Raw genomic sequence first — 22,364 nt, forward strand, 5'->3', positions numbered from 1 at the left:
GGCGCCCCTCACTTCAGCGGGTCACTCGCGAAGCGTCAGCTGCAACCGCTCGTCGAGCCGCAGCCCTCACAGATGTAGCAGGAGCCGGCGCGCTGCATCTTGGTGCCGCAGGAGAAGCAGAGCGGGGCGTCGGCCTGGATGCCCAGCTGCATCTCCACCAGCTCGGCGCTGGTGTGGGCCTGCTTCGGGGCGGCCTTCACGGACTCGGCCTCGGCCTTCGGGGCCGCGACGGCCTTCGGCTCCTGGGCGCGGGGCGCCGACTGGGCCAGGCCCTCGACGTCGACCTCGTCGTCGGCCGGCTCGTAGGAACCGGTCTCCAGGTGCCGCTGGCGCTCCTCGGCGGAGTGGATGCCGAGGGCGGAGCGGGTCTCGAAGGGCAGGAAGTCCAGCGCCAGGCGGCGGAAGATGTAGTCCACGATGGACTGCGCCATCCGCACGTCCGGGTCGTCCGTCATACCGGCCGGCTCGAAGCGCATGTTGGTGAACTTCGAGACGTACGTCTCCAGCGGCACGCCGTACTGGAGGCCGACGGAGACCGCGATGGAGAAGGCGTCCATCATGCCCGCGAGGGTCGAGCCCTGCTTGGACATCTTCAGGAAGACCTCGCCGAGACCGTCGTCCGGGTAGGAGTTGGCGGTCATGTAGCCCTCGGCGCCGCCGACGGTGAACGACGTGGTGATGCCGGGACGGCCCTTCGGGAGGCGCTTGCGGACCGGGCGGTACTCGACGACCTTCTCGACCGCGGTACGGATCGTGTCCTCGGCCTTCTCGGCGATCTCGGCCTTCTCCTCCTCCTTCTTCTTGGCGGAGAGCGGCTGGCCGACCTTGCAGTTGTCCCGGTAGATCGCGAGCGCCTTGACGCCGAGCTTCCAGGCCTCGAAGTAGATCTCCTCGACCTCCTCGACGGTCGCCGTCTCCGGCATGTTGACCGTCTTGGAGATCGCGCCGGAGATCCAGGGCTGGATCGCGGCCATCATGCGGACGTGGCCCATCGGGGAGATGGCCCGCTCGCCCATGGCGCAGTCGAAGACCTCGTAGTGCTCCTGCTTGAGACCGGGGGCGTCGATCACATTGCCGTTCTCGGCGATGTGGGCGACGATCGCCTCGATCTGCTCCTCCTGGTAGCCCAGGCGGCGCAGGGCCTGCGGCACGGTGCCGTTGACGATCTGCATCGAGCCGCCGCCGACGAGCTTCTTGAACTTCACGAGCGCGAGGTCGGGCTCGACGCCGGTGGTGTCGCAGGACATCGCCAGACCGATGGTGCCGGTCGGGGCGAGCACGGACGCCTGGGAGTTGCGGAAGCCGTTCTTCTCGCCGAGGCGGACCACGTCCTGCCAGGCCTCCGTGGCGGCGGCCCACACCGGGGTGTCCAGGTCGTCCATGCGGACGGCCTTGCCGTTGGCGTCGGCGTGCTGCTTCATGACGCGCTGGTGGGCGTCGGCGTTGCGGGCGTAGCCGTCGTACGGGCCGACGACCGCGGCCAGTTCGGCGGAGCGGCGGTAGGCGGTGCCGGTCATCAGGGAGGTGATGGCGCCGGCCAGGGCGCGGCCGCCCTCGGAGTCGTACGCGTGGCCGGTGGCCATCAGCAGGGCGCCGAGGTTGGCGTAGCCGATGCCGAGCTGGCGGAAGGCGCGGGTGTTCTCGCCGATCTTCTGGGTCGGGAAGTCCGCGAAGCAGATCGAGATGTCCATCGCGGTGATGACCAGCTCGACGACCTTCTGGAAGCGCTCGGTCTCGAAGGACTGGTGGCCCTGGCCGTCGTCCTTGAGGAACTTCATCAGGTTCAGCGAGGCGAGGTTGCAGGACGTGTTGTCCAGGTGCATGTACTCGCTGCACGGGTTCGACGCGGTGATCCGGCCGGACTCGGGGCAGGTGTGCCAGTTGTTGATCGTGTCGTCGTACTGGATGCCCGGATCGGCGCAGGCCCACGCGGCCTCGGCGATCTTGCGGAACAGCGACTTGGCGTCGACCTCCTCGATGACCTCGCCGGTCATCCGGGCGCGCAGCCCGAAGTCGCCGCCCGCCTCGACGGCCTTCATGAACTCGTCGTTCACGCGGACCGAGTTGTTGGCGTTCTGGTACTGGACGGAGGCGATGTCGTCGCCGCCCAGGTCCATGTCGAAGCCCGCGTCGCGCAGGACGCGGATCTTCTCCTCCTCCTTGACCTTGGTCTCGATGAAGTCCTCGATGTCGGGGTGGTCGACGTCGAGCACGACCATCTTGGCGGCGCGGCGGGTGGCGCCACCGGACTTGATGGTGCCGGCGGAGGCGTCGGCGCCGCGCATGAAGGAGACCGGTCCCGAGGCGTTGCCGCCGGAGGAGAGCAGTTCCTTGGAGGAGCGGATGCGGGAGAGGTTCAGGCCGGCGCCGGAGCCGCCCTTGAAGATCATGCCCTCTTCCTTGTACCAGTCGAGGATCGACTCCATGGAGTCGTCGACGGACAGGATGAAGCAGGCGGAGACCTGCTGGGGCTGCGGGGTGCCGACGTTGAACCAGACCGGGCTGTTGAAGCTGAAGATCTGGTGCAGGAGCGCGTAGGCGAGCTCGTGCTCGAAGATCTCCGCGTCGGCGGGCGAGGCGAAGTACTTGTGGTCCTCACCGGCCTTCCGGTACGTCTTCACGATGCGGTCGATCAGCTGCTTGAGGCTGGTCTCGCGCTGCGGGGTGCCGACGGCACCGCGGAAGTACTTGCTGGTGACGATGTTGACCGCGTTCACCGACCAGAAGTCGGGGAACTCGACGCCACGCTGCTCGAAGTTGACCGAGCCGTCGCGCCAGTTGGTCATGACGACGTCACGGCTCACCCACTCGACCTCGTCGTACGGGTGCACGCCGGGGGTGGTGTGGATGCGCTCGATGTGCAGTCCCTTGGTGCCCGCCTTGCCGCCCTTGGCTCGGGAACCTCGTGCCGGACCGCTCGCCGTCTCTGTCATGCCGCCTCCCTGATACGGGCAAAACGCCCTGAAGTGCCCCGATGTTCCCGTGGCACGGTGTTCTGTCATGTGTCGCGGGCACCCTCAGCTGCCACCCGCGACAGGTCCTCGGTCGCCGCTTCCCGCGGCCGGAGTCCGGGCCCTCCCCCGGTCTCCCGCGCGCCGGTCAGTCGGCGGCTTGCGCGGGCTGGGGGACCTGGGAGGTCCCGCCCGTCCCGCGCTCGTCTTCCTGGCTCCCCGCGGCCGGTTCGCCCGTCTTGTCCGTCCCGTCCGCCGCGTCCCCGGTGGTGCCGGGCATCGCCTGCCGCAGCTCCGCGATGGCGGCCTCGAAGTCCTCCAGCGAGTCGAACGCCCGGTAGACCGAGGCGAACCGCAGATAGGCGACGAGGTCGAGCTCCTGCAACGGGCCGAGTATGGCCAGGCCCACGTCGTGGGTGGTCAGCTCGGCGCTGCCGGTGGCCCGCACCGCCTCCTCGACGCGCTGGCCGAGCTGGGCGAGCGCGTCCTCGGTGACAGGCCGGCCCTGGCACGCCTTGCGCACGCCGTTGATGACCTTGGTACGGCTGAAGGGCTCGGTGACCCCGGACCGCTTCACCACCATGAGCGAGCACGTCTCCACGGTCGTGAAACGACGGGAGCAGTCGGGGCACTGGCGGCGCCTGCGGATCGACGTGCCGTCGTCGGTCGTACGACTGTCGACCACACGGCTGTCGGGGTGCCTGCAGAAGGGGCAGTGCATGATCTCCAACCCTCCTCACAGCAGACTCGATAGCCTCGCCGAGCCCCATGGGCCTCGCGAAGCAGCCCTAAGCATAGGCGATCGTCGAGCCGTCTCCGACCGGGGTCACCACAACTTGTGGGCTGCCGTAGCCATCCAACCACTAGATGTGGGGATCGGCTTATTCCCCGAGGCCGGATCGCGTGTCGCGCGGGCATGGCCGGGGAGGAGCGCTTCGCGGGCCCCGGACGACCCGTCCGGAAGGACACGCGGGCGCGGAGCCGTACCCCTGTGGCGGTTGCGGGGATACCGTGGGCGCCGCACGGAGGACGCGTAGGACTCCCGTGCGGGAACGGGCCCCTCGCCGGGTGGGGCGGGTCCCGGATGGCAGACTGGGGAAGCGCTCACGAGGTCGGCGACCCCGGCAGGAAAGAGTACAACGCACGACAAAGAGCACTTTGTCCCGCCCCGCGCCCCGCCCGTGCCGCACTCGCACCGCGTCGACCCATACACCCAAACACGCGATCACAACAGGTGAATCGCACTTTTTCACTCGAACGTGTGTTTGGCGCAACCTTTCGAAAGCAACTACCGTTGTCCAGCAGGGAGACCATCGAGAGGGGCCGACGTGACCACCACCGCAGACAGTGCCACCATCACCGCCCAGGACCGCTCCCAGGGCCGAGTCGAGCCGGTACATGCGATGAACGAAGCCACGAATCCCGAGGGGCCCCGGCGCTCCCTGCCGGGCCGACCTCCAGGCATCCGGGCGGACAGCTCCGGACTCACCGACCGGCAGCGCCGGGTGATCGAGGTCATCAGGGACTCCGTACAGCGGCGCGGGTACCCGCCGTCCATGCGGGAGATCGGCCAGGCCGTCGGCCTCTCCAGCACCTCCTCCGTGGCGCACCAGCTGATGGCGCTGGAGCGCAAGGGCTTCCTGCGCCGCGACCCGCACCGCCCGCGCGCCTACGAGGTGCGCGGCTCCGACCAGGCCGTCTCGGTGCAGCCCACGGACACCAGCGGCAAGCCCGCCGCGTCGTACGTCCCGCTGGTCGGCCGGATCGCCGCCGGCGGGCCGATCCTCGCGGAGGAGTCCGTGGAGGACGTCTTCCCGCTCCCCCGCCAGCTGGTGGGCGACGGCGAGTTGTTCGTCCTCAAGGTGGTCGGCGACTCCATGATCGAGGCCGCGATCTGCGACGGCGACTGGGTCACCGTGCGCCGCCAGCCGGTCGCGGAGAACGGCGACATCGTGGCCGCCATGCTCGACGGCGAGGCCACGGTGAAGCGCTTCAAGCGCGAGGACGGCCACGTCTGGCTCCTCCCGCACAACGCGGCCTACGAGCCGATCCCCGGCGACGACGCCACCATCCTGGGCAAGGTGGTCGCCGTACTGCGGCGCGTGTGACGCCCGCGGCGAGCGGCCCCCCGCTCGCTCCCTGACCGGGCCCCGGAACCTCTGCGCCGGTTCCGGGGCCCTGCCTTTGCCTCCGGGACCCGGCCTTGACCCAAGGCGCGGTGGGCCCTACGCGGGGCTCTCGGCCTCCGCCTGCCGCGCCACCGCGTCGATCGCCGCGAGCGACCTGCGGGCCTGGTTGGGGTCCGTGGTGTACCAGAAGTCGGGCAGGGACGCCTTGAGGTAGGAGCCGTACCGCGCCGTGGCGAGGCGCTGGTCCAGTACGGCGACCACGCCCCGGTCCCCCGACGCGCGGACGAGTCGGCCGGCGCCCTGGGCCATCAGCAGGGCGGCGTGGGTGGCGGCCACCGCCATGAACCCGTTGCCCCCCGCGTCCTCCACCGCCTTCTGGCGGGCACTCATCAGCGGATCGTCGGGGCGCGGGAAGGGGATCTTGTCCATGACGACCAGCTGGCAGCTGGGTCCGGGCACGTCCACGCCCTGCCACAGCGACAGCGTGCCGAACAGGCAGGTCTTCCGATCGGCCGCGAAGTTCTTGATCAGCTCGCCGAGCGTCTCCTCGCCCTGGAGCAGGATCGGGTACTCGGGGATGCGCGAGCGCAGTTCCTCGGCGGCGAGCTGCGCGGCCCGCATGGAGGAGAACAGCCCGAGGGTACGGCCGCCGGCCGCCTGGATCAGCTCCGTCAGCTCGTCCAGCATGTCGCCGCGCTCGCCGTCCCGCGCGGGGCGGGCCAGGTGCTTGGCGACGTACAGGATGCCCTGCTTGCGGTAGTCGAAGGGGGAGCCGACGTCGATGCCCTTCCACTGCGGCAGGTCCTCGCCCTCGGCGCCCTCGGGGCCGAGCCCCAGGGAGGCGCCGACTCCGTTGAAGTCGCCGCCGAGCTTGAGGGTCGCGGAGGTGAGGACGACGGCGCGGTCGGCGAACAGCTTCTCCCGCAGCAGCCCCGAGACGGACATGGGGGCGACGCGCAGGGAGGCGCCGAAGCGGTCGTGCCGTTCGTACCAGACGACGTCCCACTCCGAGCCGTTCAGCACGCGTTCCGCCACGTCGTGGACCGACTCGACGGAGGCCAGGGCCTGCTTGCGGACGGCGTCCTCGTCCTGGACGGACTTGTCGCGGGTGGCGCCGATCGCGGAGATGACCGTACGCGAGGCGTCCCGCAGCGTCATCAGGGCGTAGCCGAGGTCCTCCGGGATCTCCTCCAGGCGGCCCGGCAGGGCCAGCTCCATCAGCCGCTCGAAGCCCTCGGCGGCGGTCTGGAGCTGGTCGGCCGCCTTCTCGTTGACGAGTTTCGCGGCGCGGCGCACGGCCCGGTTGACCTGGCCGGGGGTCAGCTCGCCGGTGGCGACGCCGGTGACACGGGAGACGAGTTCATGGGCCTCGTCCACGATCAGCACTTCGTGCTGCGGCAGCACCGGGGCGCCCTCGATGGCGTCGATGGCCAGCAGCGCGTGGTTGGTGACGACGACCTCGGCGAGCTTGGCGCGCTCGCGGGCCGCCTCCGCGAAGCACTCGGCGCCGTATGCGCACTTGGTGGCGCCCAGGCACTCCCGCGAGGAGACCGAGACCTGCGCCCAGGCGCGGTCCGAGACGCCGGGGGTGAGGTCGTCCCGGTCGCCGGTCTCCGTCTCGTCCGACCAGTCCCGCAGCCGCAGCAGGTCCTGGCCCAGCTTGCTGGTGGGCGCGGCGGCCTCGAACTGGTCGAAGAGGCCGTCCTCCTCGTCCTGGGGCATGCCCTCATGCAGCCGGTGCAGGCACAGGTAGTTGGAGCGGCCCTTGAGCATCGCGAACTCGGGGCGGCGGCGCAGCAGCGGGTGCAGCGCGTCGACCGTGCGCGGCAGGTCCCGCTCCACGAGCTGGCGCTGGAGGGCGAGGGTGGCCGTCGCCACGACCACTCTCTCCCCGTGCGCGAGCGCGGGCACGAGGTAGCCGAGCGACTTTCCGGTGCCGGTGCCGGCCTGGACCAGCAGATGGGATCCGTCGTCGATCGCCTCGGCGACCGCTTCGGCCATGGTCACCTGGCCGGGGCGCTCCGTGCCGCCGACCGCGGCGACGGCGGCGTGCAGGAGTTCGGGGAGGGAGGGCTTCGTCATAGCCCGACCACCCTACGGCCCGGCACTGACAATCGGAGGCCGTTCACCGCCATCGTGCACCCATCGTGAGACCCCGCTCACCCGGCGCTACAGCACATCGCGCAGCACCCGGTCCCGGATCATGAGCGCGGCCCGCTTGTCCGGCAGCTCGACCTCGGCCGCGTACCGGAATCCGGCACCGAGGAACGCGGCGAGCGAGGGGGTGTTGCGATGATCGGGTTCGGCCACGACGCGGGCGCAGGCGGGGCGCCGGTCGAGGATCAGGTCGGCCACGGCGCGCAGCAGCGCGGAGCCGAGCCCCCTGCCCCGGTCACCCGCGGCGCCGAGGAGCAGGTGGATGCCGGTGTCGTGGGGCAGGACCGGGCAGTGCAGGGCCAGCGGGTCGAGGTCGGCGCGGTAGATCTCCCAGTAGCTCATCGGGGTGCCGTCCAGCACGCCGAGGCAGGGCACGCTCCGTCCGTCGCCGTCGAGTTGGGCGCGCAGATGGTCCGCGGTGCGGTGCCGGGGCCCGGCCAGTTCCCAGAACTCGGCGACGGCCGGGTCGTTCATCCAGGCGTGCACGAGCGGGAGGTCCCTATCGAGGCGGACGGGAATCAACTGGAAGGTGCCGACGGGGGTTCGGACCGGTTCCCAGGGGGTGCGGACGCCGTCGAGGAGGTCGTCGGCGGTTCCCTCCAGGAGATCACCGGTCATCCCGTCGCCGAAGAGGTCCAGGAACTCGGTGGGGGCGGTGCGCACGTCGGTGGGCGGCACGGCGGGTTCCTCTCTGCTCTGCTCAAGGGCCGTACGGGTGGAGGGGGTTGGCGATGGTGACGTACACGGACTGGGTGTCGACCGGGCCGGCGAGTTCGTCGAGACCGTGCAGCCGGGTCAGCAGGTTGGCCTTGCAGCGCAGGACGGGCGAGTCGAGCAGCCGGGCGGGCAGGGGGGTGCGCAGGGCCGCGGGGCCGGTGGCGAGACCGGTGAGGAAGCGGCGGAACGCGGCGAGCAGCAGCCGTTCGTCGGCGAGGCGCTGGGAGCCGAGGGCGCCGATCAGGCCGAACACGTTGTTGACGGCGAGGTAGTAGGCGAAGCGTTCGTCGGTGACCTCGTCGGAGACGAAGGTGTCGCTGTGCTCGCCGATGCCGGGCAGCCGGGCGTCGAGTTCGGCGCGGCGGGAGGCGCGGAAGTAGTAGCCCTGGTTGTCCCGGTAGCGGCCGCCCCTGGGCCAGCCGTCGCGGTCGAGCAGGACGAGGGTGTTCTGCTGGTGCGCTTCGAGGGCGATGCCGGCCTCGGCGTCCAGCCAGAGAACGGGGCGGACGACCTGCTCCAGGTAGCGCAGGAACCACTCCGTGGCGACGGCGGCGACGGGACGGCCGGTGCGGGCGGCGAGCCGGGCGACGAGCAGGGCGAGCCGGGAGCGCATGGGCGGGACGGGGGTGGTGGCCGTACCGGAGGCGGTCCCGGTACCGGGGGCGGTCTCGATGCCCAGGGCGGTCTTCGTACCGGGGGTGGCTCCCATCCGGTCGAGTGGCCGGGGCGAGAGGAGTCCGGCGAGGCAGCCGGCGTCGTCGGCCGGGGTGAAGGGGTTGTGCCGGATCATCACGTCGAGGCCGGGCACCGGCCGCCCGTCCGGGTCGTCCACGGCGAGCCACGCCGGGTCGCGCACGATGTCGAAGCCGGGGTGGGCGGCGCTCCACTGCCTGGACAGGCCCGCGCGCAGCAACCGGTGCACCTCGACGCCGCGCCGCAGCTCCTTGCGCAGGTTCTCCCGGCGGGAGTTGGTGATGCGCAGGCCCAGCGACAGCTTGAGCATCGCGGGCGCGCCGGAGCGGTAGACGGTGCGCACGGAGGAGGTGGGATGCCAGGCGGGGCCGTGCGCGCCGAGGTCCCTGAGGAGTCCGGCGTCGAACAGGGCGGCGACGGGGGCGCGGTGTCGTACCTCGCGAGCCTGCCAGGGGTGCAGCGGGAGGGCGGTGTATCCGTCGGGCAGGGACAGGGCGGTGCCGGCCAGGTGCCGGACGAGGTGGTCGGCGGGGACGGGGCGGCCGCGTTCGGTCCAGGCCGACTCGGTGGCGAGCAGACTGGGCGCCACCGCCAGCCAGTGCAGCGGGAAGGAGCCGCGCAACTCCGGGGAGTAGAGGGGGACTTCGGCCTCGGTCAGGCCCTCGCGGCTCTTGGGGGTCGGGTGCAGGGGGTGGCCGAGGAGGAGGGCCTGTTCGGCGCCGAGGAAGAGGTCGGGGCCGTCGGCGGGGTGGGCGCGCCGGTGGCGGACGAAGACGGCGGTACGACGCAGGGAGTCGGCGACCCGTGCCACGAGGTCGCCGTCGTCGCCGCCCGCGCTCTCCCTGGTGAGCAGCGCCGCGAGGGTGACGGCGTCGACGGGCCGGGCGGTCTCGGGGGCGTCGGCGAACCGGGGCGGGCCGAAGCGGTGCCAGCCGGTCGGGGACCAGTAGCGGACCGGGACGAGCAGGCGGGTGCCGGTGGCGGGCAGCGCGATGCGCAGGGTGCCGGTCGTCGGGGCGGGCAGGCCGGTCTCCCGTACCCAGCAGCGCAGCAGGTTCTCCACGGCGGCGGCCCCCGCCGCGGCGGAGGCGTCGGGGTCGTCCAGCGCTTCCGGGCCGGGCTCGGTGTGCCGGCTCGGGTCCACGGTCCGCCGGCGCTGCTGCGGAACCGCCTCGGCGTACGGCGCGCCCGTCCCGGCGGCTCCCGGTTCATCGGGGACACCGGAACGGCCGTCGGGGGTGGGGGTGGCGTTCAAGACGGCTCCTCGGGGCGTGGGCGGGTCGGGCGCGGGGTATGTCGACGGGGGCCGGGGCAGGCGGCCCTGGGAGACGGCAGGGGGTGGCGCGATGTGCCTGACTGAGTGATCAGCCAGTGCAGTGAGCCGGTCCGTGGGCCTCGGCCTCGCGGGCTACGGCCCCCACCGCGTCGGTCAGCCGGTCCAGTACGGCACTCGTCTGCTCGTCGCTGATCGTCAGCGGCGGCAGCAGCCGGACCACCGAGGAGTGCCGCCCGCCGAGCTCCACGATGAGCCCCCGCCGCAGGCACTCGCGTTGGACGGCGGCGGCGAGTCCGGGAGCGGCGGGCCGGGGAGCGCGGGCGGGCTCGCCGGGGAAGGCCACGGCAGCGGAGTCAGGGGCACCGGGCTTCACCTGGAGAGGAGCGGCGCCGGCGTCGTCATCGCCGGGCTTCCCCGCGAAGGGAGCGGCACCGGAGTCGTAGCCGCCGGGTTCCCCGTCGGCGGGCGCGGCGCCACGGCCGTCACCGACGCGCTCGGCGTGGCCCGCCACCGCCCCCTCCGGCTCCACCAGTTCCACCCCGATCATCAGCCCCCGCCCCCGGACCTCCCCCACGCACGCCAACCCCCCGATGTCGGCCCGCAGTTGCGCCATGATCCGCGTACCGAGCCGGTCCGCGCGCTCCGCCAGGCCGTTCTCCCGGACGTACGCGAGCGTCGCCGTGCCCGCCGCCATCGCGAGCTGGTTGCCGCGGAACGTGCCCGCGTGGGCGCCCGGTTGCCAGACGTCGAGGTCGTCGCGGTAGACGATGACGGCCAGCGGGAGGCTGCCGCCGATGGCCTTGGAGAGGACCATGACGTCGGGGGTGATGCCGCTGTGGTCGACCGCCCAGAAGGCGCCGGTGCGGCCGACGCCGGTCTGCACCTCGTCGGCGATCAGCGGGATGCCGCGGTCGGCGGTGAGGCGGCGCATCCGGCGCAGCCAGTCGTCCGGGGCCGGGTGCACCCCGCCCTCGCCCTGCACCGGTTCGAGGATCATCCCGGCGGGCAGCGGCACCCCGGACTTGGGGTCGTCGAGGAGCGACTCGGTCCAGCGCGCGGCGAGTTCGGCGCCGTACGGGCCGCCGACGCCGAAGGGGCAGCGGTAGTCCTGCGGGTACGGCAGCCGGATGGCCCGGACCTCGGACGCGCCGCCGGAGACGGCCAGCGCGCCCTCGGTCATGCCGTGGTACGCCCCGGTGAAGGCGAGGATTCCGGTGCGGCCCGTCGCGGCCCGGACCAGTTTGAGCGCCGCCTCGACCGCGTCCGTCCCGGCCGGCCCGCAGAACTGCACCCGCGCCCGCCCGGCGAGACCCGCCGGGAGGGTACGGAACAGCTCGGTGATGAACGCGTCCTTGACCGGGGTCGCGAGGTCGAGGACCGACAACGGGGCGCCGGAGTCGAGGACTTGGCGCACGGCGGCCAGGACCACCGGATGGTTGTGGCCGAGCGCGAGCGTGCCCGCGCCGGAGAGGCAGTCCAGGTAGCGGCGGCCGTCCGCGCCCTCGATGGTCAGCCCGCGCGCCCGCACGGGCACGATGGGCAGGGCCCGCGCGTAGGTGCGCGCCGAGGACTCGCGCGCCGACTGGCGCCGCAGAATCCCCTCGTGCACGGCACCCGCCGGCCCCTGCGTCTCTTCCGCCAACGACTCGGTCACGGCCACGGCTGGCTGTCCTCCCGCTGCATACAGGCGAGTTGATCCACGGGGCCAAGGACAGACAGCGGGCCCCCCACCGCCTACAACCGCCGACCGTGCCCCGGAGTCACGGCCTGACCCGGACCGATACGCGAGCCCACGCGCCGCTCGTAGCGAAACCGTTGCCGTTCCGGCAAAGGTCCCGGCCGCCGAACGCATAGGGTGTGATGCCGTTCCGAAAGGTCTCGGCACCGGCCCGAACTCTCCGTGAGGAGGCCGCCGGTGCCCTGGCCGAGCGCCGAAGTTCCGTCATCACACGGGGAGTCACGAGCATGCGATCCATACGGCCGTCGTCCACCACCCGGCGGGAAAGGGGCAACCGCAGCCGCCGCGCCTCGACCTCGCTGGCGGCGGTCGCCCTCGCCTCGGCGCTGGCGCTGACCGCCACCGCCTGCAGCGGCGACGACCAAGCCGACGGCAACCCGTCCGCCTCCGCCGCCGCGATCGGCACCGGCGACGGAAAGATCAAGATCCCGGACGATGTGCGCCGCAAGCTCAAGGAGCACGGGATCGACATCGACAAGTGGAAGAACGGCGCCTGGAAGGACTGGAACCGCAAGGACTGGCTGCGCGAGGCCAACGACTTCATCAACCCGATCATCAAGGGCCTGTGGGACCCGAACCGGATGCGGCACGCGGGCGACCCGGACAAGGGCGTCGACGACAACGACATCTCCGGTGACCAGGGCGTGACCGACCCGACGCCGCAGCCGGTGAAGGCGCGGCAGGTCGCGGCGCCGTACCACGCCAGCGCGGCCACCTCGGGCAAGGTGTTCTTCGACTCCCCCGAGGGCCACATGGTCTGCTCGGGCACGGTCGTGGAGGACCCCGCGCACCCCGGCAAGTCCAACCTGGTGTGGACGGCGGGCCACTGTGTGCACGCCGGCAAGAGCGGCGGCTGGTACCGCAACCTCGCCTTCGTGCCGTCGTACAACAACGCGGCGCAGTCGGTCGGCCAACTCCAGCACGCCACCCGCGAGCAGATCGCGCCGTACGGCGTCTGGTGGGCGGACGCCGCGCAGACCTCCCAGCAGTGGATCGACAAGGGCGGCGAGACCGGCGGCGACGGAGCGCCGTACGACTTCGCGGTCATCCATGTGACGCCGGAGCAGGGCAACGGCGGCAAGTCGCTGGAGGAGACGGTCGGCGGGGCGCTGCCGGTGGACTTCAACGCGCCGGCCGTGCCGAAGGTGCCGCACATGACGGCCTCGGGCTATCCGGCGGCGCCGCCGTACGACGGCCAGCTGCTGTACCAGTGCGAGGACAAGCCGGGCCGGCTGTCGATGAACCAGGCCGACCCGACGATGTACCGGATCGGCTGCACCATGACCGGTGGCGCCTCGGGCGGCGGCTGGGTGGAGACCGGCTCCGACGGCAAGCCGGCGCTGGTGTCCAACACCTCGATCGGCCCGGTGACCTCCGGCTGGCTGGCGGGTCCCCGCTTCGGCGATGTGGCCAAGGGCGTGTACAAGTCGGTCAGCGACAAGTTCGCCGGGCAGTAGTCCTCGCCCTCGGGCCGCGCGACGCTCGTAGGACCTCGTGACTGTACGACCGTACGGCGTAGGCCCGCCGCCCCCGACGAGGGGACGGCGGGCCTACGTGCTGCTGCCGTGGGTCAGCCCGCGGAGACCGGTGTGTACGGCGCGAGGTCCGCGGCCAGTTCCTCGTGCACCCGGACCTTGAGCAGGGTGCCCTCCGCGGTGTGCTCCTCGGAGATCACCTCGCCCTCGGTGTGGGCGCGGGCGACCAGCTTGCCGTGGGTGTACGGCACCAGCGCCTCGACCTCGACCTCGGGACGCGGCAGCTCCGCGTCGATCAGCGCGAGCAGCTCGGCGATGCCCTGGCCGGTGCGGGCCGAGACCGCGATGGAGCGCTTCTCGACGCGCAGCAGCCGCTGGAGGACCAGCGGGTCGGCCGCGTCCGCCTTGTTGATCACGACGATCTCGGGCACGCCGGTGGCGCCGACGTCCCGGATGACCTCGCGCACGGCGGCGAGCTGCTCCTCGGGGGTCGGGTGCGAGCCGTCCACCACATGCAGGATCAGGTCGGAGTCGCCGACCTCCTCCATGGTGGAGCGGAACGCCTCGACCAGGTGGTGGGGCAGGTGCCGGACGAAGCCGACGGTGTCCGCCAGGGTGTACAGGCGGCCGCTCGGGGTCTCCGCGCGGCGCACGGTCGGGTCCAGGGTCGCGAACAGCGCGTTCTCGACCAGGACGCCGGCGCCGGTGAGCCGGTTGAGCAGGGAGGACTTGCCGGCGTTGGTGTAGCCGGCGATGGCGACGGAGGGCACCTTGTTGCGGCGGCGCTCCTGGCGCTTGATCTCGCGGCCGGTCTTCATGTCCGCGATCTCCCGGCGCATCTTCGCCATCTTCTCGCGGATCCGGCGCCGGTCCGTCTCGATCTTGGTCTCACCGGGACCACGCGTGGCGAGGCCGCCGCGACCGCCACCCATCTGCCGGGACAGCGACTGGCCCCAGCCGCGCAGCCTCGGCAGCATGTACTGCATCTGGGCGAGCGCGACCTGCGCCTTGCCCTCGCGGGACTTGGCGTGCTGGGCGAAGATGTCCAGGATCAGGGCGGTGCGGTCGATGACCTTGACCTTGACCACGTCCTCCAGCTGGATCAGCTGGCCGGGACTCAGCTCACCGTCGCAGATCACGGTGTCCGCGCCCGATTCGAGGACGATGTCACGCAGCTCCAGGGCCTTGCCGGAGCCGATGTAGGTGGCCGCGTCGGGCTTGTCGCGGCGCTGGATGACGCCGTCGAGCACGAGCGCGCCCGCGGTCTCCGCGAGGGCGGCCAGCTCCGCGAGGGAGTTGTCGGCGTCCTGCGCGGTGCCGGTGGTCCACACGCCGACGAGCACGACCCGCTCCAGGCGGAGCTGGCGGTACTCGACCTCGGTGACGTCCTCCAGCTCGGTGGACAGACCCGCCACGCGGCGCAGGGCCGCGCGCTCGGAGCGGTCGAACTGGTCGCCGTCCCGCTCTCCGTCGATCTCGTGGCTCCAGGCGACGTCCTCTTCCATCAGGGCATCGGCCCGAAGATTCTCGGGGTGGGCGTGCGCCGTGCGCTTGGCGTCCTGGGAAGGGGAAGAAGAGGAGGTCATTGGATCCTTACGTCGATGGGAGTGCCGTGAGGCCGTCGGTACGGCGGCCCGGCCGGGCCGCTCGTCTTGGTCAACGCTCGGGTACCCCGGTAGATTCCCGTGTCCCGCGCGCCGCCGACCCGAAGATGTTCGCACGAGCCGCCGCACCGCGTCACCGGGATATCGCGGCGCGGAGCGGCGGCCGTCGCCCTCGGGCGTGTCGGGCCCGGCGCGGTCTCACCGGTGGGCCGGGCGCTTGGTGGCCTTTCCGGACTTTGCGGGCGGGTCGGCCGGTTTCCAGTCGGGGTGGCCCGGCATCGGCGGAGTCTTGTCGCCGTACAGCCAGCCGTGCAGGAAGCCGGTGAGGTCCCGGCCGGCTACCTGGGAGGCCAGCTTGATGTAGTCCTCGGTGGAGGCGTTGGCGTCGCGGTGGTCGCGGACCCAGAGCCGCTCCAGCCGCTCGAAGGCCGGGCGGCCGATCTCCTGCCGCAGGGCGTAGAGGGCGAGGGCCGCGCCGTCGTAGACGCTGGGCCGGAAGATGCTGATCTTCTGGCCGGGCTCGGGCAGCCTGGGCCGGGCGGGCGGTCCGCCGGAGGCGCGCCAGCCGTCGGAGGCGCCGTAGGCGGCCTTCATCCGGTCGATCATGGGCTGGTGGCCCTTCTCCTGCGCGTACAGGGCCTCGTACCAGGTCGCGTGCCCCTCGTTCAGCCACACGTCCGACCAGGTGGCGGGACTGACGCTGTCGCCGAACCACTGGTGGGACAGCTCGTGCACCATGACCGACTCCACGTACCACTTGGGGTAGCCGGGCTCGGTGAACAGCTTCTTCTCGAAGAGGGAGAGGGTCTGTGTCTCCAGTTCGAACCCGGTGGTGGCGTTCGCCATGATCACGCCGTACGTCTCGAACGGGTACGTGCCGACCTTGCTCTCCATCCAGGCGACCTGGTCGGGCGTCTTGGCGAGCCAGGGTTCGAGGGTCTTGCGGTCGGCGCTGGGCACCACGTCCCGCAGCGGCAGCCCGTGGGGGCCCTCGCGGCGCGGCACGGCGGAGCGGCCGATGGACACCTGGGCCAGCTCGGTGGCCATGGGGTGCTCGGTGCGGTAGGTCCAGGTGGTGCTGGAGCCGGCGCGCTTCGAGCCGGTGGGCAGGCCGTTGGCGACGACGGTGTAGGCGTTGGGCGCCGTGACCCGGAAGGTGAACATCGCCTTGTCGGACGGGTGGTCGTTGCACGGGAAGACCAGGTGGGCGGCGTCGGCCTGGTTCGCCATGACGAGGCCGTCGGTGGTGGGCACCCAGCCGCCGTCGCCCTTCTGGTCCCCGGTGGGCCGGGGGTCGCTGGTGTGCCGCACGGTGATCCGGACCCAGTCGCCCCGGCGCAGCGGGTGGGCGGGGGTGACGACCAGGTCCTCCCCGGCACTGGCGAAGTCCGCGGGCACCCCGTCGACCTCGGCGGAGCGGACGGTGCCGCGGGCGAAGTCCAGGTTGAGGCGGTCCAGGTCGGCGGTGACCCAGGCGTCGATGGTGGTGACGGCCTGGAGCGGCTTGTCGTCGCTGCCGGGGTAGGTGAGGTCCAGGTTGTACGACGCGACGTCGTAGCCGGGGTTGCCCAGCGTCGGGTACAGCCGGTCACCGATGCCGAGCGGCACGGGCGGCGCGGCCGCGCCGAGCAGACACAGGGAGCAGAGGGAGGCGGCGGAGGCGAGCACGGCGCCCTTACGGCGGCGGAGGGCCGTGCGCTGCCGGGTGGCGGGGGCGGGGGTGGCCCGGCGGTGGGGGGCGGGGCCGGGGGTGGCGCGGTGGCGGGGGTTGAGCAGCATGGACCACGGCTACCAGCGCCCGCGCGCCGGGCGGCGGCGACGCGCGCCCGTCCCACCCGAACGGATTGCCTCGGGTGAGCGGGCCGACCGAACGGCGTGCCTCGCGTGAGCGGGACGCCCGGAAGCGTGGCCTCGGGTAAGCGGCGCGCCTAAACGACCCCCCTTGCTACGGCGTTCGCTCGCTACGGTGTCCGCGGGGCCGGGGTCTGGTGCCGGGTGCGGCTCACGTCGTACACGCCCGGCACGTCCCGCATGGCGCGCATGAGGGCCGGCAGGCCCGCGGCGTCGGGGAGCTGGAGGGTGTAGGTGTGCCGCACCCGCTGCTCGCTCGGCGGTTCCACCGTGGCGGAGACGATGTCGCCGCCCGCCAGCGCGATGGCCTCGGTGAGGTCGGCGAGCAGACCCCGGCGGCCGAACGATTCGGCGACCAGGGTGACCCGGCACGCCGTGCTCTCCCCCCAGCGCACTCCGATCTCCGTGCGCCCCCTGTTCTTCATGTGCGCCACCGCCGCGCACTCCACTCGGTGCACGGTCACCACTCCCCCGCGTACCGGGAAGCCGGTGATCTCGTCGGGCGGCACGGGCGTACAGCAGCCGGCGAGGCGTACGGCGGCGCCGGGGCGGTCGGTGCGGACGTCGGCGCCCTGGGTGCGTCCCGCGGGCCCGGTCTCGTAGGCGTGCCGGTCCGGGAAGTCGGCGTCGGCGCGGTAGCCGGCCGGCTCCTCGGCGGGAGCGCCGCCGCCGGGGTGAGTGGCCAGCCAGCGCTGGATGGCGATGCGCGCGGCCGGGGTGTGCGCGTGCTCCAGCCACTCGCGGGAGGGCTCCGACGCGGGGTCCTGGCCCATCAGGAGTTCGACGGTGTCGCCGTCCTTGAGGACCGTGCTCAGCGTGGCGAGGCGGCCGTTGACGCGGGCGCCGATGCAGGCGTGCGCGTCCTCGCCGTACTGGCCGTAGGCGGCGTCCACGCAACTGGCGCCCTCGGGCAGGCCCAGGGTGCCGCCGTCCGGGCGGAAGACGGTGATCTCGCGGTCCTGGGCGAGGTCCTCGCGCAGGGTGGACCAGAAGGTGTCGGGGTCGGGCGCGGCCTGCTGCCACTCCAGGAGGCGGGAGAGCCAGCCGGGCCGGGTGGGGTCGGCGCGCTCGCCGTCGTCGGGGGCGGGGTCGTCGGGGGCGGCGGTGCCGGAGGCGTAGGGGTTGCCGAGCGCGACGACGCCGGCCTCGGCGACCTTGTGCATCTGGTGGGTGCGGATGAGGACTTCGACCACCTGTCCGTCGGGGCGGGCCACGGCCGTGTGCAGCGACTGGTACAGGTTGAACTTCGGTACGGCGATGAAGTCCTTGAACTCCGAGACCACCGGCGTCATACAGGTGTGCAACTCGCCGAGCACGCCGTAACAGTCGGCGTCCTCGCCCACCAGCACCAGCAGCCGGCCGAAGTCGGTGCCGCGCAACTGCCCGCGTTTACGGGCCACTCGGTGCACGGAGACGAAGTGGCGCGGGCGGATGAGGACTTCGGCGGTGATACCGGCCTCGCGCAGCACCGCCCGCATCTCGTCGGCGACCTCGGCGAGGGGGTCGGCGGTGCGGGCGGCGTTCTGCGCGATGAGTTCCCTGGTGTGCTCGTACTCCTCGGGGTGGAGGATGGCGAAGACCAGGTCCTCCAGTTCGGTCTTCAGGGCCTGGACGCCGAGGCGTTCGGCGAGCGGGATGAGGACGTCGCGGGTGACGCCCGCGATCCGCGCCTGTTTTTCGGGGCGCATCACGCCGAGGGTGCGCATGTTGTGCAGCCGGTCGGCGAGTTTGATCGACATGACGCGCACGTCGCTGCCGGTGGCGACGAGCATCTTGCGGAAGGTCTCGGGTTCGGCGGCGGCGCCGTAGTCGACCTTCTCCAGCTTGGTGACGCCGTCGACCAGGTAACGCACCTCCTCGCCGAACTGCTCGCCGACCTGATCCAGCGTCACCTCGGTGTCCTCGACGGTGTCGTGCAGCAGGGAGGCCGTCAACGTCGTGGTCTCGGCCCCGAGTTCGGCGAGGATGAGGGTCACCGCGAGGGGGTGGGTGATGTACGGCTCGCCGCTCTTGCGCATCTGGCCGCGGTGCGAGGACTCGGCCAGCACGTAGGCGCGGCGCAGGGGTTCGAGGTCGGCGTCGGGATGGTGGGCGCGGTGCGCCTCCACCACATGGCCGATCGCGTCGGGCAGTCTGTCGCGGGCGGCGGGCCCGAGCAGCGCGGCCCGGCCGAGCCGGCGCAGGTCGATCCTGGGCCGGGACTTCCGGCGCACCGTCGCGGGCGCCACGGCGGCCTTCGCGGCCGTGGGCACTACCGGGACCGGGGTCGCAGGGTTCGTTGCCTCCGCACTCATGGGCACCTCCGGCTCGTGGACCGGCGGACGGATCCCCAGGGCATGCGCGGCGCAGGGCGCCGACGCTCCCCCGTCCGTGCCGGTGCTTGATGCTATCGAGCCCACCACGTGCGGCAGACCGCCTCTCGCCGAGCGTGAAACGGATCACCCATTCGAGCGACGAAAAGGAGGTTTAGATTTTGCGCCACCTGCCCTCCCGTCGCCCGTGGATTCGATCCGGCCCCGGTACCGGGAACCGCTGCTCCGGGGTGTCCGGGGCCGCCGCAGCGGCTGTTCCGGAAGGTCAGCGAAGCGCGCTTTCCAGCCACTCGGGGTCGATCTCGCCCTCGGCGACGATCACCGCGGGTCCGGTCATCTCGATCTGCCCGTCCGGCCGTTCGGTGATGACCAGCCGGCCGCCGGGCAGGTCCACGGTGTACGTCGCCGGGGTGCCGGTGACGGCCGGGTCCACGCCATCGCGGCGGGCGGCGGCCACGGCGACGGCGCAGGCGCCGGTGCCGCAGGAGCGGGTCTCGCCGGAGCCGCGCTCGTGCACCCGCATCGCAACATGGCGGGGGCCGCGGTCCACGACGAACTCCACGTTGACGCCCTCCGGGTAGGCGCTCTCGGGGCTGACCGGCGGCGGGGTGTACAGGCTTCCGGCGTGTGCGAGGTCGGCGACGAAGGCGACCGCGTGCGGGTTGCCCATGTTGACGTTCCGCGCGGGCCAGTCGCGCTCGCCGACGCGCACCGTGACGTCCCCTCCGGGGAGGCGGGCGCTGCCCATGCCGACGGTCACGTCCCCGTCCTTGGCGATGTGCACGCTCTTGACGCCGCCGCGGGTGGCGATGGTCAGATCGCCCTCGGCGGCATGCCCGGCGTGCTGGAGGTAGCGGGCGAAGACGCGGACGCCGTTGCCGCACATCTCCGCGATCGAGCCGTCGCTGTTGCGGTAGTCCATGAACCACTCGGCCGCGCCGGCCATCCCCCGCGCCTCGGGGTGCGCGGCGGAGCGCACCACGTGCAGCACGCCGTCGCCGCCGATGCCGGCCCGGCGGTCGCACAGGGCGGCCACGGCGGCCGGGGACAGCTCGATGGCGTTGTCGGGGTCCGGGACGATCACGAAGTCGTTCTCCGTACCGTGCCCCTTGAGGAAGGCGATCCGCGTGCTCATTCCTCGATCGTACGGGGTGGGTACGACAGCGGTCCCCCGGCGGCTGCGGCGACCGTAGCCGGCCCGGCGGCCACGGCGGCCCGGCGGCCGTCGGGAGCCCTGGGCGCGCGGTCAGCGCAGGCGGGCGACCCGCCACACGGCGAGTACGGCCACCACGGCGACCAGCAGGGCGTAGCCGAGGACGACGCGCCAGTCCGGGCGGCGGCCGGAGCCGCGCGGGGGCAGGCCGGGCCAGGTGTAGCCCACACGCCGGGCGGCCATCATGCCCCAGCCCGCGGCGCAGCAGCAGATCAGCAGGCCGAGCATCGCGATGACCGCGCCGCTGTCGCCGTCGAAGGCGAGCGGGAAGGCGAACATCAGGGAGCCGACGGCGGACAGTCCCACGATGGGCGCGAGCTGCCAGATGCGCAGCCGGCGCTGCGGGCGCAGCTCGACCTCGACCTCGGGGCCGCTGCTGTACATCTCCTCGGGCGCCGGGCCGTCGGCGGTCACGCCGTCCGCGCTCTCGTCGGGCCCGTCCTCGGCGAGCCGGTCCCCGGCTTCTACTTCGGCCTCTGCGAGGGGATGCGCGCCCTCGGCCGGGCCGTGCTCGTCCACTGCCCGGAAATCGTCCTGGAGATCGTCCCGAAAGCCGTCTCGAAGGTCTTCCTGCAGCCCCTCGTCCCGGTCCGATCGGTCACCCTCGGTGGTGACGTGCTCAGCACCTGATGCGGTGTCGCGAGGGCCGGCCTCCATCGCCACGCGCCCTCCCAACTAGGACTCCACTTGGTCGATCGAAGCACGATGATGGCACGGCGCCGAAGGCGCCGATGACCGGCGGCGCATCCCGATGCCATCACGTGATCAGGCTGTAACCGGTCGTTCGACCAACGTCAGGGCCTGCCGCGGAAGTTCCCCGCGGTCGGCTTCGGCGCCGCTCAGCCAGTGCACACGCGGGTCGCGGCGGAACCAGGAATCCTGCCGGCGCGCGAAGCGCTTGGTGGCGCGCACGGTCTCCGCACGCGCCTCCGCTTCGGTGCACTCCCCGGCGAGCGCCGCGAGTACCTGCTGGTATCCCAGCGCGCGCGACGCCGTGCGCCCCTCGCGCAACCCCTGCGCCTCCAGGGCCCGCACCTCGTCCACGAGACCGGCGTCCCACATCCGGTCGACACGCCGGGTGATCCGGTCGTCCAGCTCCGGGCGGGCCACGTCGACGCCGATCTGGACGGTGTCGTAGACCGAGTCGTGGCCGGGGAGGTTGGCGGTGAAGGGCTGGCCGGTGATTTCGATCACTTCCAGGGCGCGGACGATACGGCGGCCGTTGCCGGGCAGGATCGCGCGGGCGGCCTCGGGGTCGGCGGCGGCCAGGCGGGCGTGCAGGGCGCCGGAGCCGCGCAGCGCCAGCTCGTCCTCCAGGCGGGCGCGGACCTCGGGGTCGGTGCCGGGGAACTCCAGGTTGTCGACGGCGCCGCGGACGTACAGCCCGGAGCCGCCGACGAGGATCGGCCAGCGGCCCTCGGCGAGCAGCGCGTCGATGTGGCCGCGGGCCAGCTTCTGGTACTCGGCGACCGAGGCGGTGACCGTGACGTCCCAGACGTCCAGGAGGTGGTGCGGTACGCCGCCGCGCTCCTCGGGCGTCAGCTTGGCGGTGCCGATGTCCATCCCCCGGTAGAGCTGCATCGAGTCGGCGTTGACGACCTCGCCGCCGAGTTGCTGGGCCAGGAAGACGCCGAGATCGGACTTTCCGGCCGCGGTGGGTCCGACGACGGCGATGACGCGGGGGGTGGGGGATGCGCTGCTCACCGCCCCAGTCTCGCAAACCTCGCGGCGGGGTCTCGAACGAGTTACGTGACGGAGCCGGTCGCCGGGTCGTTGCCCGAGGTGAGGTGCCGTGTGCGGGCGGTCCGCGGCGGTGACCTGGGCGGCGCGGGCGTGCGCACCGCGTGACGCGGGAAACCCCCCGCGCGAGTACCGTATGGAGTGGATATGGGCGTGATTTCACGGCTTCCGGGCAGGGTGTCCGCAGGGAGCCGTTTCGCGAGGGAAGGTTGATCATGGGTCTGTTCGACAACATGAGGGCCAAGCTCGGCCCGGCCAAGGACAAGGTGTCCGACCTCGCGCGCCAGCACGGCGACAAGGTGCAGCAGGGCCTCGACAAGGCCGCCAAGGCCGTGGACGAGCGGACCAAGCACAAGTACAGCGACAAGATCCAGGCGGGCACGGGCAAGGCGAAGGACGCCATGGACCGCCTGGCCCACATGGACGAGCACCCGGAGGGCACACCGGGCGCCCAGCCGAATCCCCCTGCGCCGCCGCAGGGGCCGCCGCCGGCCTCGTGAGCCGGTCG

15 protein-coding genes are annotated in these 22,364 nt (G+C 72.4%); 3 read left to right on the top strand and 12 right to left on the bottom strand.

Going from position 1 to position 22,364, the window contains the following annotated elements:
- Positions 1 to 35 precede the first annotated feature (35 nt).
- Both AC069R_RS16695 and nrdR read right to left on the bottom strand, forming a co-directional pair.
- A complete protein-coding gene (locus tag AC069R_RS16695; RefSeq protein WP_478767521.1) occupies positions 36 to 2,933 on the bottom strand; it encodes a vitamin B12-dependent ribonucleotide reductase in 2,898 nt (965 codons plus the stop codon).
- 166 nt (positions 2,934 to 3,099) lie between these two features.
- Positions 3,100 to 3,672, bottom strand: a complete 573-nt coding sequence (gene nrdR / locus AC069R_RS16700) for a transcriptional regulator NrdR (protein ID WP_478767522.1) — start codon at positions 3,670 to 3,672, stop codon at positions 3,100 to 3,102.
- 607 nt (positions 3,673 to 4,279) lie between these two features.
- On the opposite strand from nrdR, the gene lexA reads away from it, so the two are divergent.
- On the top strand, positions 4,280 to 5,059 hold the full coding sequence (gene lexA, locus AC069R_RS16705; RefSeq protein ID WP_037663236.1) for a transcriptional repressor LexA: 780 nt from the start codon (positions 4,280 to 4,282) through the stop codon (positions 5,057 to 5,059).
- Positions 5,060 to 5,176: 117 nt separating this feature from the next.
- Here the strand turns inward: lexA and AC069R_RS16710 are convergent, their stop codons facing one another.
- The 4 genes from AC069R_RS16710 to AC069R_RS16725 form a co-directional block, all read right to left on the bottom strand.
- The gene (locus AC069R_RS16710) at positions 5,177 to 7,162 is read right to left on the bottom strand and encodes an ATP-dependent DNA helicase (RefSeq protein ID WP_478767523.1); all 1,986 of its coding nucleotides are present in this window, start codon (positions 7,160 to 7,162) and stop codon (positions 5,177 to 5,179) included.
- 87 nt (positions 7,163 to 7,249) lie between these two features.
- Positions 7,250 to 7,915 (bottom strand): GNAT family N-acetyltransferase, encoded by a 666-nt coding sequence (locus AC069R_RS16715; RefSeq protein ID WP_478767524.1) that lies wholly within the window; start codon positions 7,913 to 7,915, stop codon positions 7,250 to 7,252.
- A 22-nt stretch (positions 7,916 to 7,937) separates the two neighbouring features.
- Complete coding sequence (locus tag AC069R_RS16720; protein WP_478767525.1) at positions 7,938 to 9,902, bottom strand: IucA/IucC family protein; 1,965 nt, start codon at positions 9,900 to 9,902, stop codon at positions 7,938 to 7,940.
- Positions 9,903 to 10,011: 109 nt separating this feature from the next.
- The gene (locus AC069R_RS16725; RefSeq protein WP_478767526.1) at positions 10,012 to 11,583 is read right to left on the bottom strand and encodes a diaminobutyrate--2-oxoglutarate transaminase family protein; all 1,572 of its coding nucleotides are present in this window, start codon (positions 11,581 to 11,583) and stop codon (positions 10,012 to 10,014) included.
- A 305-nt stretch (positions 11,584 to 11,888) separates the two neighbouring features.
- On the opposite strand from AC069R_RS16725, the gene AC069R_RS16730 reads away from it, so the two are divergent.
- Positions 11,889 to 13,118, top strand: a complete 1,230-nt coding sequence (locus tag AC069R_RS16730; RefSeq protein ID WP_478767527.1) for a trypsin-like serine peptidase — start codon at positions 11,889 to 11,891, stop codon at positions 13,116 to 13,118.
- Positions 13,119 to 13,231: 113 nt separating this feature from the next.
- Here AC069R_RS16730 and hflX read toward each other — a convergent pair whose 3' ends face one another.
- From hflX to miaA, 6 genes are all read right to left on the bottom strand, one after another.
- Entirely contained in the window at positions 13,232 to 14,722 is a 1,491-nt protein-coding gene (gene hflX / locus AC069R_RS16735) for a GTPase HflX (protein WP_478767528.1), read from the bottom strand.
- 216 nt (positions 14,723 to 14,938) lie between these two features.
- Positions 14,939 to 16,519, bottom strand: a complete 1,581-nt coding sequence (locus AC069R_RS16740; protein WP_478767529.1) for a M1 family metallopeptidase — start codon at positions 16,517 to 16,519, stop codon at positions 14,939 to 14,941.
- Between the two features lie 182 nt (positions 16,520 to 16,701).
- Entirely contained in the window at positions 16,702 to 18,885 is a 2,184-nt protein-coding gene (locus AC069R_RS16745) for a RelA/SpoT family protein (RefSeq protein WP_478767530.1), read from the bottom strand.
- A gap of 283 nt (positions 18,886 to 19,168) precedes the next feature.
- Positions 19,169 to 20,038: a diaminopimelate epimerase gene (gene dapF, locus AC069R_RS16750; RefSeq protein WP_478767531.1), complete on the bottom strand. Its 870-nt coding sequence runs from the start codon at positions 20,036 to 20,038 to the stop codon at positions 19,169 to 19,171.
- A 111-nt stretch (positions 20,039 to 20,149) separates the two neighbouring features.
- Positions 20,150 to 20,773, bottom strand: coding sequence for a hypothetical protein (locus tag AC069R_RS16755; RefSeq protein WP_478767577.1), 624 nt, complete (start codon positions 20,771 to 20,773; stop codon positions 20,150 to 20,152).
- Positions 20,774 to 20,881: 108 nt separating this feature from the next.
- A complete protein-coding gene (gene miaA, locus AC069R_RS16760; RefSeq protein WP_478767532.1) occupies positions 20,882 to 21,820 on the bottom strand; it encodes a tRNA (adenosine(37)-N6)-dimethylallyltransferase MiaA in 939 nt (312 codons plus the stop codon).
- Positions 21,821 to 22,071: 251 nt separating this feature from the next.
- Between miaA and AC069R_RS16765 the strand changes: the two genes are divergently transcribed.
- Positions 22,072 to 22,356, top strand: a complete 285-nt coding sequence (locus AC069R_RS16765) for an antitoxin (RefSeq protein WP_478767533.1) — start codon at positions 22,072 to 22,074, stop codon at positions 22,354 to 22,356.
- Positions 22,357 to 22,364 lie beyond the last annotated feature (8 nt).

It is taken from the genome of Streptomyces sp. NPDC043952 (assembly GCF_056435325.1).

What these genes read in the sequence shown, in the direction of transcription:
- AC069R_RS16695 (WP_478767521.1), bottom strand. Translation starts at nt 2,933, where the DNA reads ATGACAGAGACGGCGAGCGGTCCGGCACGAGGTTCCCGAGCCAAGGGC.
- nrdR (WP_478767522.1), bottom strand. Translation starts at nt 3,672, where the DNA reads ATGCACTGCCCCTTCTGCAGGCACCCCGACAGCCGTGTGGTCGACAGT.
- AC069R_RS16710 (WP_478767523.1), bottom strand. Translation starts at nt 7,162, where the DNA reads ATGACGAAGCCCTCCCTCCCCGAACTCCTGCACGCCGCCGTCGCCGCG.
- AC069R_RS16730 (WP_478767527.1), top strand. Translation starts at nt 11,889, where the DNA reads ATGCGATCCATACGGCCGTCGTCCACCACCCGGCGGGAAAGGGGCAAC.
- hflX (WP_478767528.1), bottom strand. Translation starts at nt 14,722, where the DNA reads ATGACCTCCTCTTCTTCCCCTTCCCAGGACGCCAAGCGCACGGCGCAC.
- AC069R_RS16740 (WP_478767529.1), bottom strand. Translation starts at nt 16,519, where the DNA reads ATGCTGCTCAACCCCCGCCACCGCGCCACCCCCGGCCCCGCCCCCCAC.
- AC069R_RS16745 (WP_478767530.1), bottom strand. Translation starts at nt 18,885, where the DNA reads ATGAGTGCGGAGGCAACGAACCCTGCGACCCCGGTCCCGGTAGTGCCC.
- dapF (WP_478767531.1), bottom strand. Translation starts at nt 20,038, where the DNA reads ATGAGCACGCGGATCGCCTTCCTCAAGGGGCACGGTACGGAGAACGAC.
- AC069R_RS16755 (WP_478767577.1), bottom strand. Translation starts at nt 20,773, where the DNA reads ATGGAGGCCGGCCCTCGCGACACCGCATCAGGTGCTGAGCACGTCACC.
- AC069R_RS16765 (WP_478767533.1), top strand. Translation starts at nt 22,072, where the DNA reads ATGGGTCTGTTCGACAACATGAGGGCCAAGCTCGGCCCGGCCAAGGAC.